General features: G+C 62.8%; 10 protein-coding genes and 1 pseudogene. 4 read left to right on the top strand and 7 right to left on the bottom strand.

Annotated elements, in window-relative coordinates; all coding sequences use genetic code 11:
• The first annotated feature begins 242 nt into the window (after window positions 1-242).
• The 3 genes and pseudogenes from OO68_RS01660 (at window position 243) to OO68_RS43625 (ending at window position 3896) form a co-directional block, all read left to right on the top strand.
• Window positions 243-779, top strand: a complete 537-nt coding sequence (locus tag OO68_RS01660) for a hypothetical protein (RefSeq protein ID WP_245236878.1) — start codon at window positions 243-245, stop codon at window positions 777-779.
• A 454-nt stretch (window positions 780-1233) separates the two neighbouring features.
• Window positions 1234-2964, top strand: coding sequence for an ATP-binding protein (locus OO68_RS01655; protein ID WP_033306249.1), 1731 nt, complete (start codon window positions 1234-1236; stop codon window positions 2962-2964).
• A 60-nt stretch (window positions 2965-3024) separates the two neighbouring features.
• Window positions 3025-3896 (top strand): annotated as a pseudogene (locus OO68_RS43625) (IS5 family transposase).
• A 43-nt stretch (window positions 3897-3939) separates the two neighbouring features.
• On the opposite strand, the gene dndE reads toward OO68_RS43625, so the two are convergent.
• The 4 genes from dndE to dndB are packed head-to-tail and all read right to left on the bottom strand — an operon-like array spanning window position 3940 to window position 8938.
• Window positions 3940-4317: a DNA sulfur modification protein DndE gene (gene dndE, locus OO68_RS01640; RefSeq protein ID WP_033306247.1), complete on the bottom strand. Its 378-nt coding sequence runs from the start codon at window positions 4315-4317 to the stop codon at window positions 3940-3942.
• On the bottom strand, window positions 4307-6304 hold the full coding sequence (gene dndD, locus OO68_RS01635) for a DNA sulfur modification protein DndD (RefSeq protein WP_033306246.1): 1998 nt from the start codon (window positions 6302-6304) through the stop codon (window positions 4307-4309). The genes dndE and dndD overlap by 11 nt, the downstream gene beginning before the upstream one ends.
• 4 nt (window positions 6305-6308) lie before the next feature.
• Complete coding sequence (dndC, locus tag OO68_RS01630; RefSeq protein ID WP_033306245.1) at window positions 6309-7811, bottom strand: DNA phosphorothioation system sulfurtransferase DndC; 1503 nt, start codon at window positions 7809-7811, stop codon at window positions 6309-6311.
• Window positions 7808-8938, bottom strand: a complete 1131-nt coding sequence (dndB, locus tag OO68_RS01625; protein WP_033306244.1) for a DNA sulfur modification protein DndB — start codon at window positions 8936-8938, stop codon at window positions 7808-7810. The genes dndC and dndB overlap by 4 nt, the downstream gene beginning before the upstream one ends.
• Window positions 8939-9021: 83 nt before the next feature.
• Here dndB and dndA point away from each other — a divergent pair, with 83 nt between their 5' ends.
• Complete coding sequence (gene dndA / locus OO68_RS01620) at window positions 9022-10164, top strand: cysteine desulfurase DndA (protein WP_033306455.1); 1143 nt, start codon at window positions 9022-9024, stop codon at window positions 10162-10164.
• Here dndA and OO68_RS01615 read toward each other — a convergent pair.
• The 3 genes from OO68_RS01615 to OO68_RS01605 all read right to left on the bottom strand — a co-directional run bounded on the left by OO68_RS01615 (window position 10156) and on the right by OO68_RS01605 (window position 15331).
• Complete coding sequence (locus tag OO68_RS01615) at window positions 10156-11607, bottom strand: DNA phosphorothioation-associated putative methyltransferase (RefSeq protein ID WP_033306243.1); 1452 nt, start codon at window positions 11605-11607, stop codon at window positions 10156-10158. The two genes, dndA and OO68_RS01615, sit on opposite strands and share 9 nt — an antisense overlap.
• A gap of 205 nt (window positions 11608-11812) precedes the next feature.
• Window positions 11813-14161: an nSTAND3 domain-containing NTPase gene (locus tag OO68_RS01610; RefSeq protein ID WP_157852657.1), complete on the bottom strand. Its 2349-nt coding sequence runs from the start codon at window positions 14159-14161 to the stop codon at window positions 11813-11815.
• A 183-nt stretch (window positions 14162-14344) separates the two neighbouring features.
• On the bottom strand, window positions 14345-15331 hold the full coding sequence (locus tag OO68_RS01605; protein ID WP_033306241.1) for a phosphotransferase family protein: 987 nt from the start codon (window positions 15329-15331) through the stop codon (window positions 14345-14347).
• Between the last annotated feature and the right edge of the window lie 38 nt (window positions 15332-15369).

Here is a 15369-nt window from a genome sequence, read left to right as displayed (position 1 = left end):
TCCTGCCCTTGACCTGCGTCGACCGCGAACACCTGATCGACCCAGCAACTGCCGTGAGGGGATGTGCTGTTGGGCTGTCCCCTAGGTGATGTGAGCGTTCCACCGCCGACTGTCGGTGGCGGGCTCTACAGTTTCAACACCTGCTCATGCCGGAGTCGACCGAACGGCGACGACGGCCAAAGGGCGAGCGGGTCACAACTGAGTGGGTCCGGCATATAGCAGCCGGGCACCCGGGGAGGGGCATGATGCTCCAGATCAACGACGTGCGCGTCGAGACGATGTGCCGTCTGTACAGGAAGAACAAGGCAAGGGCGTGGGACGGCGAGTACCTCGACGTTCTCGACACCGCTCTGAACCTCGCACTTGGCCACAAGCGTGTGGCCGAAGATCCCGACCTTCTGTGCCGGAACGTCATCCGGGACGCACGTCGTACGATCCGCCGCTCGGAGGCCAATGCCCGCCGGAGTGCCGCTTGCCGGCCGCTGGCTGACGCTGCTCGCCGCCGCGTGTCCACCACCGCAGCGGACGGTTCGCCCGTCATCGAGATGGTCACGTACGACACCCCCGAGGCGCGTGCACTCGCAACCGAAACCATCCAGGAGCTGGCGGCCTTCGCCGCCACGCTTGGTCCTCATGGCCCCGGTTGCCTCCAAGGCATGCTTGATATGGCGACCGTCCCTGACTCGGCCAGGCAGACTGGCGTCTCTGTGGCAACGGTTGAGCGTGCCCGACGCGCTCTCCGCATCCACGCCCAGGCGCTGATCAGCGGCACCGCATGACGACTTCCACCAGCGTTCACGTCCGGGTTGCTGAGCCCTACGAAGGCACCTCTCGTGCCGCTCTCCGGTTCACACGGGGCGTCGTGAACATGCAGATCCCGACCGGGACCATCGGGGCTTATCTACTAATGGAGCACGAGCAGGAAGGTGCCCGCCCGCTGTACGTGGGACGGTCGGACACCTGCCTTCGCCGGAGGTTATCCCGTCATCCGCTTCGCGGGCGTGCAACCCACTTCGTCGTGGCCCCGGCCCGCAACTCCCACCAGGCCTATGCGATCGAGTCCTACTGGTACCACCAATACCGGTCCGCGGGCCGCACCATCCGGAACCAGATACACCCCGCCAGCCCCGCCGGAACGGGCCGCCGCTGCCCCTTCTGCCCTGAAACGGCTATCGAACGCGCCTTGAGCCGGGCTCTGCCTCGGCCACGACCTTCTGACATCAGGAGCACATCATGACCACCGCCGACATGGACATCATCCCGGTCGTCCTCTCCGGACAGGCCCTTCTCAGCCTCCGCGAGTCCGGCCACAACTTCCCGTCGGCTGTCGGGGAAGTCATCGACAACAGCATCGAAGCCCGCGCGAACCACATCCAGATCATCACCGAAGAAGCGATGAAGAGCCGCAAGAAGACCCTCACACAGGTCTCCTTCATCGATGACGGTGAGGGCATGGACGACGAGACGCTGCAGCACTATCTGCAGCTCGGCTTCTCCAAGAGGTTCATGTCCGAGAAGACGATCGGGAAGTTCGGTGTCGGTGCGAAGCTCGCGGGTCTCAGCGTCGGCATGCGCATCGACGCTTGGTCTCGCGTCGAGGGCAGCGAGCAGATCAGGCACGTGTTCTTCGACCTCGAAGAGGGCATCGAGGCCGAGAAGCGCGGCGACAAGGTCGGGATCTACCCCCCCGATGACGAGCCTCTGCCCGCCCACCTTGAGGTCTACTTCCCGGAGGGCTCGGGCACCATGGTGACGTGGTCGAAGATCGACCGGGTCTCCGACGGCCATGGCCGGAGCACTCCTGACCACATTCGCAATGAGATGAACAAGGAACTGGCCCGGGTCTTCCGGGAGTTCCTGAGCGGTGGCATTCGGATCACCGTCGACCACACGGACCTGAAGCCCCACGACCCGACCTTCCTCCGGAAGGGCACCTGGGCCGATCAGGTGCTCACCGAGGAACTCGCCCGCGCCAGCGGCGAATCTCGGGCTGAGACCCGGCACTTCCACGGTCAGGTCTTCTTCAACGAAGAGGTCAAGGTGCAGGGCACCGATCACAAGATCCGCGTCGTGATCGCTCTGGCACCGCCCGAGATCCTGCGCTTCAAGGGCGCCGGCGGCGACGCCTTCGCCAAGCGGCTGCGGATCCCGGACAACGAGGGCGCCATCAGCTTCATGCGGCTTGACCGCGAGATCAGTTACACCCCAGTGGCCAAGCTCTTTCCCGCCGGGATCCAGACCAAGGACCGGTACATCGGCTTCGAGGTCTACTTCACCCCGGAGCTCGACCGCATGATGGGCGTTCGCAACGTGAAGCGCGGGGCGGTCCCCGCTGATGAGCTTCGCAGGACCCTGCGGACCATCGCGGAGAGCGTCATCCCGAAGGCTCGTGACGAGATCGACCGCGTATGGGGCGAGGTCAACCGCGACGACGCAGTGAAGTCCGGCGAGCACGCCCCGATCACGAAGGCCCTCAAGGACGCGGACCGCACCATGCCGAAGGCCCGGGTCAAGCAGGTCCCCACGCCGGCCCAGCAGGAGAGGGAGTACGAAAATCTGGCCAAGGACGCTGGGCGGAACAAGACGGAGGAGGAGAAGGCCGCCTACGTGCAGGAGATCAAGGAGCTTCCGTTCGTCATCGAGACGGTGGACGTGCCCGGAGATGATCTCTTTCAGCTCACGCACCTCAAGGAACAGACGATCATCCGGCTGAACCAGCGCCATGTGTTCTACCAGGAGATGTACGAGCCCTTGCAGCTGCTGTCGAATGAGGGCGGTACGGGCACCGGCCCCAACGTGTCCGCAACGGCTCGTCGAGCCATCGAAGCCATCACCCTGCTCCTGGTGGCGTACGCGAAGGCCGAGTCCATGCATGAGACGCCGGTCGACCAGTACAAGGAGCTGCGGAAGTGGTGGGGCAGCTTCACCGAGCAGTACCTGACGAAGATCAAGGACGTCCTCTGACGTCAGCTGACGGCCTGCGGACAGGATGAGGGGCCGGCGGCGACACTTAGGCAGTTTCGTTTGGATCGGTCGGTCGTTGGTCCGGGTGTGCCGTTGACTGATGCGCAGTGGGCGCGGATCGAGCCGTTACTCCCGGACCGGACGCCGAAGCGGGGTGGCCGCTGGCGGGACCATCGTGAGGTGATCGACGCGATCGCCTTCAAGTTCCAGACCGGCACGCAGTGGGTCCACCTGCCGGAGAAGTACGGCAACTGGCGAGGGGTCTACAACCGACTGCGGATGTGGGCCGTCGACGGTACCTGGGAGCGGGTGTTCACCGCTCTGGTGGCACAGGCCGACGCGGACGAGGACCTCAACTGGGCCGTCTCGGTCGACTCCACGATCGTGCGGGCCCACCAGCACGCGGCCGGAGCCCGCAAAAAGGGGCCCCGGCCGGCGAACCCGGCGACCACGCCATCGGCCGCTCCCGCGGCGGACTGACCACAAAGATCCACCTCGCTGCCGATGCCCGCTGCCGGCCCCTCGCGTTCGTCCTCACCCCAGGCCAGGCCGGTGATGCACCTGCCTTCACCGAGGTCATGTCCCGCCTGCGTGTTCCCCGTCCGCGAGGTCGGCCCCGCACCCGGCCGGACCTGGTCCTGGCCGACAAGGCGTACTCCTCCCGCGCGATCCGCGAGCACCTACGCAAGCGCGGCATCCGTGCCGTGATCCCCGTCCCCGCAGACCAGCGCAGCCACCGGCTGCGTCGGGGCAACCGAGGCGGCAGGCCACCAGCCTTCGACCGCGACACCTACAAACAGCGCAACACCGTCGAGCGGTGCATCAACCGCCTGAAGCAGTGGCGAGGCATCGCCACCCGCTACGAGAAAACCGCCACCATCTACCTGGCCGGACTTTACATCGCAGGCATCTTCCTCTGGTCCGCCCGATGATCCAAACGAAACTGCCTAGTTGTCGCCGCCGGCCCCTCATCTGTCAAGCCACCGCGAGCGACACGAAGTCGCTGATGCTTCTCAGATCGCGTCGCCCGTGGAGGAAACCGACGCCGCGGTGAATGTGGATGATCAATGTGCGGGAGACGGCTTCGTCCGTGGGCTCTTCGCCGTCTGCGAGGCACCGTTGCTTCAGCAAGGCGAGGTATACGTCCCCGTACGCTCCAGCGAACGTCCTCCAGCTCATCTCGACGTTCGAGTCGGTGACGATGTCCTTAACCAGCGGAGTCGAAGCGTCACGCAGGGACAGTGCGAGAGCCCAGCGGCACAGGACATTCCAGTGTGTGATGCCGGTATGGCGCTTGAGCCAGACGAGCTGGTCCTTGGCCGTCTGCGAGAGGCGGATGGTCTCAAGCGACATGCGCTGCTCCTGCGGTCCACCAGTAGCCCGGTTCGACGGTGGTGGTGAATGTCTTGTCGTCGTGGACGAGGGTGTACGTGTGGGAGAGATAGGGCTTGAGGCGACCGAGCAGCTTCTCGTCGATCTCCTCGTCCGTGGACAGGAGCAGCACCTGGCGGCCAGCCTTGGGGAAGTAGCGGTCCACGAGGTGCTCCCGGTGCTTGCTGTCCAGACGGCCGAGAGGGGTGTCGATGACGCTCGGCAGCCGGTTGCCGGCGGTCTTGGCCAGGCCCCACAGGAGGGAGACGGCAAGCAGCTGGCGTTCGCCGGCGCTCAACCGGCCGGGGTCGATGGTTTCGCCATCCGGGCCGGTGAGGACAAGGGCGAACTTATCGTCCGTGTTGATTTGGATGTCACGGATGAGGCCCTGCTTGCGCATGAGCGTGTTGAAGCTGTGCAACACGGCGGCTTCGACGTTCTCGATGTGGTGAGCGAGGAGATCGTCCCCGAGCTGTTCCAGGGTGCCGCGTGTCTTCTCTGAGTACTTGACCACTCGCTCCAGCCACGCAGAGCGCCACTCGGCCGCACGGCGGGACCGATGAGCACGGTCAAGCTCATCCTCTAGCCGTTGGCGTCGTGCGACAGCTTCAGCGTGCAGGCTTTCTCCTCGCTGGAACTGCGCCTGTGCAACCGCCATTCTCTCGATAGCGGTCCGGCGCTCCTCAACGAGCCCGCCGATGAACTCGTCGTCAGGCACGGCGTCTACCTGCTGTTGGGCGGCCTCGAGGTGCTCCGCGATGTCGGCAGCTTCCTTCAGCAGATCGCGGGCCCGGGCGGAGTCACTGGCCAGCGCCTGGTCGAGTGCCGACAACTGCAGCAAGGCGTCGTGAGGGAGTCCGAGGTTGTGCTCAAGGTCAGCGGCCCTCTCACGCTTTTTGCGATCGCTGGTGAGCTTCCTCTTCAGCGCGGAGCGGGCATTAGCGGGCAGCTCGTCTGCGACTTGCATGAGCAGCCACTCGTCGCGTTCCTCTAGGACTCCGAGGAAGCGCGAGGCATCATCGGCTTCCTTTTCCAGCTCCGCCTGCTTCCTGACTCCGGCGAGTTGATCTTGCAGGAGTAGAAGCGGAAGCGGTCCTTCGGCTAGGGAGATCAAAGCCTTGTTCGTAGCCACCGCTTGATTCTTGACGCGGTTACGCTCGGCCTCCAGTTCCTTCCTGCGCTCGTACTCCTTGCCACCAGCACGCTCGAACTTGTACTCAACGTCATCCAATTCCTTTTGGCGCACGAGGAGTTCTGAGCGGGCTGCCGCCATTAGCTGATGGGCATCAGATGCGGCCTGGGTAGCCTGCGCCAACTCCAGTTCTTGCTTCCGGATCTTGTCCAGAACGTCTTGATCGGCGTCGGACAGCCGCTGACGGTTCTGGAGGGTTTTCAGGAGTTGCCGCAGGCGTTCCACGGCGCTGACGCCGAGGAGCGAGTGAATGGCCGACTCGATGACCTTGGCTGCGCTTCGTGGATCGGCAAGCTCCTCAATCTTCTCTCCGTCGAAGAAGAAGAGCGTGGCTACGTCGAGCGGAAGGATCGTCTCAACGTGATCGGCCCAGCCCTCAGTCAGTGGGCGACTGAACTCGCCATCGACCAAGACAGTCAGGAATTCACGCAGTGTCTTACTGCCGGTGAAGTACCAGTTCCTGACGACACGGTAGTAGTGTTCTTCCCCCTCCACGGTGATGGAGAATTCCAAGGCGATGGATGCGCCCTCGGCGGGATCTGCCTCTCGGTTGATGCACTGCTGAAGGTAGTCGTTGTAAGGGCGGCTGCCGCGGCCGCTGCAGTCAGCTTTGGGGCCGTAGAGTACGAGCTGGATGGCATCGAGAAGCGTGGTCTTGCCACAGCCGTTCAGTCCGCCGATGAGGACGATGGGGCGCCCGGGCTCTGTGCGGAGGTCGAGCCGCTGCTCGCCTTGGTACGCCCCAAAGTCGCGCAGCGTGATGTTATGCAGGAGCATCGTTCTACTCTTCGTCCAAAGTCGGGGCCTGGGGCTGGTCTGTGGTCTCAGGTCGGACGCCGTTCTCGTGCATAGCTTGCTTAAGCTGCGCGAACTCCAGCGCGTCCTCTTTGCTCTCGTAGAACCCCTTTTCGATCACTTTCTCAAGCGCCTCGTAGAGACCCTTGCGCCGTGTCTTGGTCCTGTATTCACGTTCAACAGCCAGTAGTTCACGGACCATGGTGAAGTGGATTTCGTCGTCGCCGCAGATCTTGCGGAGGAGGTCGATCTCGTTCGCGCGGATGACCAGGCTTTCCTCAAGGTCTTGCCCGGGGAACTTCTCGCCGGTCTCTTCCTCGTAGATCCGCGGGAGGATGTCTTCTACCTCGTGCTTCTTGAACACCCAGATCCGACGGATTTCGTGCAGCTCTTCCATCGTGATCAGCTCGATGTTGCGGGCCTCCTCGGGACCTTCCCTACGGACGTGCGCCTGGGCGCGAAGCAGCTTCCGCAGCCAGTCCTCGCGAGCCTTCTGGGTGTACGGGCCCTGGATGATGCGGTCGTTGAACAGCTGCACTCGACCGTTCATCCGCCGGAAGTCCCGTGTCTCCTTCTCCTTCGACACGTCGTCCAGCTCGTTGCGAAGAGAGAGGAGTGGACGCATCCACTTCTTCTGCTCCGGGTCGTTTTGGATCATGGCAGTCATGGACTTGTCCTGGTCCACAAGCGTGCATGTCCAGCAGCCGAACCGGCTGTCACCGCAGGACGGGGTGGTGTCGTCCACAACCAGCGGACATTCGGAGTCGCTGGATGCCCCCTGATACATGGTGAGCAGGTCCTTGTTCTTGTAACCCCATGGATTGGCCTGCTGCATGAGGAAGGCCCAGACCTCGTCGTTGGTCCAGTCCTCGATAGGGCTGTACACGAGCGAGTTTGGGAGGTTGCCGTTAGGGGACAGGCGGTCGCGCACGCGCCGCTTCTCGTGCTTTGCCATGGCTCGGGCGCGGGCCTGACTTTCAGCCTTGCGGATACCGAGGACGAGAATGGCTTCGCCATGACGACGCACAACCTGGCGGATGAAGCGGTTCGATGGCTTGATCTTCATGCGCTCCGTGCACCAACGGAACTTCGGCCGAGGGGCCGGGTATCCACGGCCAATCAAGTTGACCCAGAAGGTGTCCTCCACCTTGGGGGTGAGCCGGTGCGGTTCGATCGGCAGGTTCTGCTCGGCCGCGGCCTTCTTCATTGTCTCAAGTGATTGCGACACCCAGGCAGCAACGATGGGATTTTCTACCAGGGTGTCAGTACTGATTACATGTACTGGCTTGGTGCGCTGCTCGGCCGGCAGTCCTTGCAGAGCAAGCCATACGAGTTGAAGGACGGCGGTGGAATCCTTTCCGCCGCTGTAGCCGATGACCCAGGGCACCTCGTCCGCGGTGTAGAGCTCACGCACTTCATCGGTCAGCTCGTTCACGACCTCGGAAAGGCCCCGGCCCTGGAAGGCCACGGGACGTGCCACGGTGCTCATGCATCTCCTCGTGCGTATGCGTCCTCTACACGCTGTTCTTCGGGGCTGAGCCGAAGGTCCATGTGGTGTCGGAGGTAGTTCACAGTCAAAGTCAGGTTCTGGTGGCTCTTCGACACGCGGCCACCCACGAGTGCTCGGCCTTCCCAGTCGGTGTTGCTGCGCGTCCAGTCCACGGACTTCAAGCGGGCCAACTTCGGCTTCCACGCCTTGGGAGAATGTGCGTTCCTCAGGAGGGTGTTACCGATCCTGCCTAGGGCATGCAGTGCGATGCCATGGCTATGAATGAAGTCACGGCGAACCTCGGGGGCCGTCAACTCGCGGCGGCGCACCAGAGACCATTCTGGGATGACCGCGTCAATGGCCTCCCAATACTGCTCAGCGAGTGTCTGCGCTTGTTCCTTTTTAACCTCAAGTCCCTGAAGGAGAGACTGAGTTGCGTAGTAGACAGCACTGAGAGTGAACAGCTTGCGGGACCGTTGGGAGAGGGTGCTGTTCTCCATCTCCACGTGTCCCTTGAAGACGGGCGACTTCATGGCAAGCAGTCGGGTGATGATGGCCAGGTCGTCTCGGTGGTCATAGAGCACGCCGATGGACCGGGCCGGGCGAACGGCATGGCGGTTGAGGTCGGCGAACATCTGCTGGCAGCGGGCGAGGCCGGCATCGTGGAAGAAGACGACGGCGATGGTCTCTTCGCCGAGATCCGGGTTCTCCTTCAGCGCCTGTTCGATCGCAGCTCGACGATGCTGGCCGTCGTTGATGAGGAAGCGAGCGGCCATGGGGATGCGGATCTGCCCTGCGCGCATCCCCACCCCGGAGTCAGAGATGCTCTCGAAGTACATCTCGCCATCCACGGACGCCGTCAGCGCACTAAAGACGTAATCGTCCGGATTGTCCACGATGTACCGAGTGAGGGCTGGGAGTCTCCCCTTGTTCAGCACCCGTTGCGCGCGTACTTCAGGGGCCAGCTCGTCTTCATCGAACAGGAAGATCTTCGGAATGAGACGAAGCGGACACATGGAGACGTAGAACTCGCGCCCCGCCTGGACCCCTCGGATGGCTGGAAAGATGTACTCGAAGCCTGACGAGGTAGCGGCGTCTGCGAGCTGCGAAGGTGACTGTGATCCCACCTACGCAACGGTATCGTACTCGTACGTCAGAGATTAGACGTACAGGGCATGCAGGAATAACGCACAGAGGTGTGGTGGGGCTAGTGGTGACGTATCTCGACGCGGCAGCGACCACGCGCGTGGACCCGCGCGTGGCCGAGGTTGTCCTGCACTGGATGACTGAGGAGTTCGGTAACGCAGGCAGTCGCACCCACGAGTACGGCTCCCGGGCGAAACGTGCCGTGCAGCAGGCGCGTCAGTACTTGGCCGGTACGTTCGATGCCGAGGTAGACGAGCTGATCTTCACCAGCGGCGCGACCGAGAGCAACAACATCGCCCTGCTGGGTCTGGCCCCCCATGGCGAAGAGACTGGCCGACGTCACATCATCACCTCGGCAATTGAACACAAAGCGGTCATCGAGCCTCTTGAGCACCTGCAGACACGGGGCTTCGAGGTCGACTTCATCGAACCCGGCCCGTCAGGACGCGTCAGCGTCGACGCCGTGATGGAACGCCTGCGTCCGGACACCCTGCTGGTATCGCTCATGCACGTCAACAATGAGACAGGGGTCGTGCAGCCTGTCGCCGAGCTCGCGCACAAGCTGCGTGAGACCTCCACATACATGCACGTGGATGCCGCACAGGGTTACGGGAAACTGACACAGGACCTCACGGCGCCCATCGACATGATCAGCGTCAGCGGGCACAAAATCGGCGGACCCAAGGGCGTCGGGATGCTCCTGGCTCGCCACCGCGGCTGGGACACCCTGCCCCTCAAGCCGATCATGTTCGGCGGCGGTCAGGAGCGGAAACTTCGGCCGGGTACCCTCCCGGTCCCGTTGATCATGGGGTTGGCTGAAGCGGCGAAGATCTTCCACAAGGAACACGCCCAGTGGAACAAGGAAGCTGCTGCTTTCCGTGCTCGCCTCCTGGACGCACTCGCGAAGACGCGCTTCCGTATCAACGGTGACCAAGACCACACAGTCCCTCACATCCTCAACCTGACCTTCGACGGCGTGGACGCCGAGGCACTCATCGTGATGCTGAAGGACCAGGTCGCCGTAGCGACGGGCTCCGCCTGCACGAGCGCCTCCTACACCCCCAGCCACGTCCTGACCGCCATGGGCCTGCCTGAAGAAGTGGCTTCCAACGGGCTCCGCCTGTCGTGGTTCCCCAGCCAGACGACGGACCTGGACCCCACCGAGCTGGCAAAAGCGATCATGCGCTTGCAGCCCGACTCAGCTTGATCGGTCATGCGGAGCCCGCCGGACCAGACGATGCCCCCGCAACTCGCGCCCACAGCGGAGGAGCTCGGCCTCCCAGCCGTTCTCTGTACCGATGAGGTGTGGGTGCTCGTACAGCCCCGCCTTCACTTCTGCTGCCGTGAGTCGCTTGTAACGCTCGACGTCCGGATCGTCGGGAGCCAGGAACTCGTGCTTGCGGTGCAGTAGCGGCCGGTTCTTCGATTCGGCGTATGAGGTGTGGGAGGTCTCGAGCGTTTTGAGATCTACCTGGTACGACGACAGGATCCGCGGGTGCGGGTCGCTGTCGAAGTCGGGGTAGTCCAGCCAGCTCACGGCCCGTCCCTGGTGACGCAGCTTGGCCACGGTCCAATCCTGCGGGCGGCCGGCCGCGATCGAGGCGCAGTGCTCGTACAGGCGCAGGATCGTGGGCATGCGGTCGAGGGCGCGCTTGTGCACGTACAACGCGGTCGGGGTCAGCTTCCCGACCGCGGAGGCGTTCATGGCTCCGCGGAGGTACACGTCGTCGCGGAGTTTCAACAGAAGACGGTCGGATCGCTGGCATGCCTCCTTGTAGGAGGTGAAGAAGGCACGGACGTCGAGTTGGACACTCAGGGGGAGGCTGCTGAAAGGGCCGCGGCCGTTGAAGAGTTCGACGGCCAGGAAGAGCAGCGTATTGAGCGTGGTCCGCTTGCGGCCCTCCTCGACCTTGGCTTGCTCGGCGGAGTCCCGGACAAGGCGGCGCAATTCATTGGGGCGTAGGTGGCCGAGAAGCTCAGCCATCGGCTGGGGCACTTCCTCCATACGGGGAAGGCGCCCGCGCCGTTCCACGTGGTCGACCACTGCGGCGATCGCCGAGGTCGTGTCTTCGGAGGCGAGCCACTCCGCGTCGGGAACGATCCGTTGAGCGAGGTAACTCAGCCGCGCCGTCTCATCCTTGAAGGCATAGACAATCCCTGGCGCCGCTGAGACAGTCCGTACGCCCGTTACTTCTTCGACGTAGTCGCGCAGTTCGCTCGCCCCGAATAGGTGCTGGAACGTTTGCCGGCTGGTGAGCAGGCCGTCACCGAACGCCTCACCGCGGACCTTCGACTTCTCCCAGGTAAGTCGTGCTGAGGCGACCAGGACTGTTCCCGCCAGTTCCCACGCTGCCTTCAGCGTCTTTCGCCGCTCCTGCGGATCTTCGATGACGTTGAGGACGTAGGTAAGAAGAACAACGTCCGCTGGCTCCAGCGTCGTCTCGGGTAGGTAGAACGGATCCCAGCCAACGGCACGGTAGTCCAGCTGCTGAAGGGTGCGCACGTCACCACCGCGGCCGCAGCCGTAGTCAAGGACGGTACGTCCGGGGAGTACCTGCCTGTCGATCACAGCCTGTCGGGCAGGCACGGAGAGGCTTGTGCGGCTGATCGCGGTGAGTCTGCGGTCGCTGTTCCATGCCTGCTGCTCCATGCTCACGCCCTTGCATAACTGGGAGACACGCGGAGGGTAACGTCGGGCGCTCCTGGGCTTGGGGTAACTCGGGAAGGCGAACGGCTGCCGGCGACGGGCATGGACGTCTACAAGCCCGGGCAGGTCAGGCTCCGGCAGGTTCGCCGCCCACAGCGTGGGCCCGATGTACTTCTCTGTGGGTTCGTGGTGTCGGGTCGCCCCGCGCTCAGGCGGAGTCCAAGTCGTCAAAGATGCTCCGGCCCCCAGTGCCGTCGCCGCTTGCCTCTTCGCTCTCCTCCTCTTCGAAGCCCCCACCGCACATGGGAGACGAGTACAGGTAGGTGCGGAGTACGTCTTCGGTATACGAGAGCTCAGCGGAAGCATCGGGGTGGTCCTCGTAGGCGGCGCGGTATGCGTCCACAGCGGCCTCGTAGTGTCGCGCAACGTAGAGCCAGTCTTCTTCGGACTCCCATTCGATGGTGCTTCCCGGATCCTCGATCACGTCCGCTAGTTCGGGGATGACGTCGCGGAAGACTCGCTCTCGGAGTTCTTGGTACTCATCTGATGTGGTGAGTTCAGTGGTTGCGGACGTTTTTGCCCAGTCGAAGTCGACCTCAAGATGGATGGGGAGGGAAGCGGCGTCCTCTGTGATTTTGACAACGGCAGACCTCCGTTCCTTTTCCAGGAGGAGTCCGGCTCTCCACAGGCGAGCCAAGAGCTTGATGCCAGTTACCCCGAAGCGAAGCGTGTCTACATGAGTGAACTTTCCGATAATGTCTCCTCTCAACTCTGCAAGCCTCAGTAGGAATGCGGGGCTACAGCATGAGGAGAGAAACTCGGCAAAGTCCGGCGACTCGCAGAGAAGACGAGTGTCCTGAAGCTCCGAGATTCGGTTGATGAGGAGGTCGTAGCACACCTCCGGGATCACGACGGTCTCGCGTGAGACATCTTGTTGGCCGCCACAGTCGACCATGGTGAACAGTGCTCTTTCGGTCAGTCCGGAGATAAAGATCTCGACCAATTCGCTGTTCTGGCCGATGTGTTTCGCCAGGGCGTGCGCCAAACTCGGATGGTAGAACTTCCATCGTGGACTGGTCTGAGTGTCGACCCTAAGGAGGAACGACCCGCTCAAGCGGCCAAGGGCCTGAGTCACTCCGGCCTTGGTTCCCCCTATGAGATCCAGTGCTTCTACCTCCCGCGAGGTGAAGGCGATAGGTGACTTCAAGCCTTCGCCGGCCATGTACACCAGACACAACGCCGAAAGTGAATCTTGGTCCAGCCCTCTGAGTACCTCACAGAGATGGTCGATGGGATTCGCGAAGAAGTCCAGTAGCTGCCGCTCCGATCCACTCTCAAGTCCGGATGACAAGTAGGTATTTCCCAGTCTCCTGGCTTGCTCGGGCGTGAAGGATGTAGATCGAGCCGCGACGTGCAGATGGTCCTTAATTTCTGTGAGGAAGCTCTTGGGCTGGTCTCCGTGCCGTAGGTGATTGTAGAGAATCTGCTCCCTCTCTCTCACCGTCAGGCCATGGGGAGACAGGTCCACCCGGCGATCGAGGAGTTCCCTTGCGGTTCCCTTGAACTCGCCTCGTGCGGCTTCAAGGATGTAATCGCGGCTAGTGAAGACAAAACGTGCACCGTTCTTGATCGCAGTTCGCATCAGCCCGAAGTTGCGAACCCACTTCTCGGTAGACCGGGCATCGAACCTAAAGACGCCGAACGCGTCGTCAACCCAGAAGAGCTGGTCTGGCTCGTGCGGATTCCATGCGTCCCGGAATTCCTCAGGTGCGTCAACCCTAATGACGGCACTCCCATAAGCATCCACCGCACCGATGGCAAGAGCAGCCGCAGTGATCGACTTCCCAGAACCCGCCCCACCGACCAGGATGGTGAACCCGTGATTATCCAGATAGTCCATGGCCTGGGCATAGAATTTCGTTCGCACGAACGTGGCCAGACTCTCGTCACCGAGGTGCGATAGGAAAGCGTGTGCTTGACTGTACCGCCTTTCGTCAAGAATCTGAGTCAGGTCACCCAGCCCGTACATCCGAGGAAGATTCCTGCGCAGGCTCACACTGCCGGCGATCATCTCCTGTATCCAAGTCCCGCTCAACACGAGGGCATGCCTGGCTCCAGCAGACTGGAACATGTCGCGCATCACTCTCTCGCTGTCTGCTGTGACGCGCGCATTAGTCATGACTACATAGGTTGAGCAGATTTTATTTGCCACCAGTTTGCTGATCTTCTTCACTTCACCGGCGACGTCCGAAGGTTTTAGAGTGTCCGACTCGTTCTGAACAAACTTGCACTGAATAACAAAAGGCCCTTCCAGTCTGCTGGCACCCGTGCCCCCGAACGGCGCTGACGCCTTTGGATCCGGATCCCAATCGCCATAGAAGGCGCCATCACGTCCACCGTCGCTGCCTTCGGCGAAGCTCACCACAGTCGGGCCCAGGATCTCTCTCATGATGGCCAAGGCGAGATCCTCGAACGCTCGCCATCCAAGGGTGTGCAACCGATAGCTTGGACGAGCGAACGCCTCTCCGGGATACCGGGAAGAGTGTGAACTGTTCATGCGTAAAGGCTACTTGGCGGTGGACTCAGGTAGTACGGGATATGACCGGTGCCGGTGGTCCAGGGAGCGGCTGCAATGGTTTGTCGCAGTCTCAGGTTCTTTCCATGGCCGGCAGGTTGCCATGGCCCGACGAGACTGTCTTGGCAGGCTGTGGCCAGGATCTCGCTGAGACGGCCATCGTCGTCAGAGCCGCCAGCGCCGGCGATCCGCCAGCCATCGCAGAGTGACCTCGCCACACCAGGTCTGGTGCTGGCGAATGTATGGGGACCAGTCCGCCGGTGGCTGCGCGCCGGAGACCAGGAAGAAGCCCGAGAGGGCGGCGAGCACAGCATCAAGCTGTTCGCCGTTCACTCCGCGAGCCGTGGGATGAGCATGGAAGAGGGCGGTGGCATCGTGGCCGTCGGCGTACGCGGTGGCCAGGAGCAGTACGAGGTCGAACCAGCTGGCGCCCAGGCAGGGCCAGTTCCAGTCGCAGATCCATGCGGTCCCGTGGGCGTCGATGAGTACGTTGTCTTGGCGCAGGTCGTGGTGCAGGACAGCGTTGCCGGCCACCGCTGGTCGCCATGCTGATTCCAGCTCAGCCAACGCATCCAGCTTGTCGAAAGGCACCCAGTCGGGAAGGGAAACCTTCGGGCTGGGCGCACCGGAGACTACGGTGCGCCAGTCGTCGAAGTCGCCGCCGTCACCGACCGGCTTCAGACCGACCTGTTGAAGTTGCTCGGACGGTTCCGCGAGAGCCTCGGCGGTGACAGCGTAAGTGGCAAGGGTGAGGTTGAGGTCGTCGGTCGTCCACGGCGCGGCAGGCATACGTCCGCCTTCGACCGCGTCAAAGGCGATCACGAGCCACCCTTCCTGCTCGTCCAACCAGCGGATACGGGGCGCTGGAACGGCCGACGGGAGCGCCTCGTTGATCAGTGCCTCGCGCCGGTAGCATTCGGCCACCACCGTGTTGGTCCGGGCGTCGACAGCTTTGACGAACTGGGAGCGGTGAGTGCCCTCGACCACGGCTGCGTACCCGCTGGTGAAGCCGCCCCCGGCGCTCTCCTCGGCGTGTACGGCACCGCCGAGATGGCGTTCGATGAGATCGCGTACGTGTTGCGGAAGCTGCGACCAGCGCGGGCGCGCGGCAGTGGAATCGTATTGAAGCCGCGGGGTGAGGATCTTCGGCATGCAGCCAGAGTGAAGGAACGCTCGACAGCGCGCGACGG

It is taken from the genome of Streptomyces iakyrus, assembly GCF_000717055.1.
GTDB lineage: Bacteria > Actinomycetota > Actinomycetes > Streptomycetales > Streptomycetaceae > Streptomyces > Streptomyces iakyrus.
The sequence above is the reverse complement of the archived record's forward strand: the minus strand, read 5'-3'. Positions and strand labels throughout refer to the sequence as shown.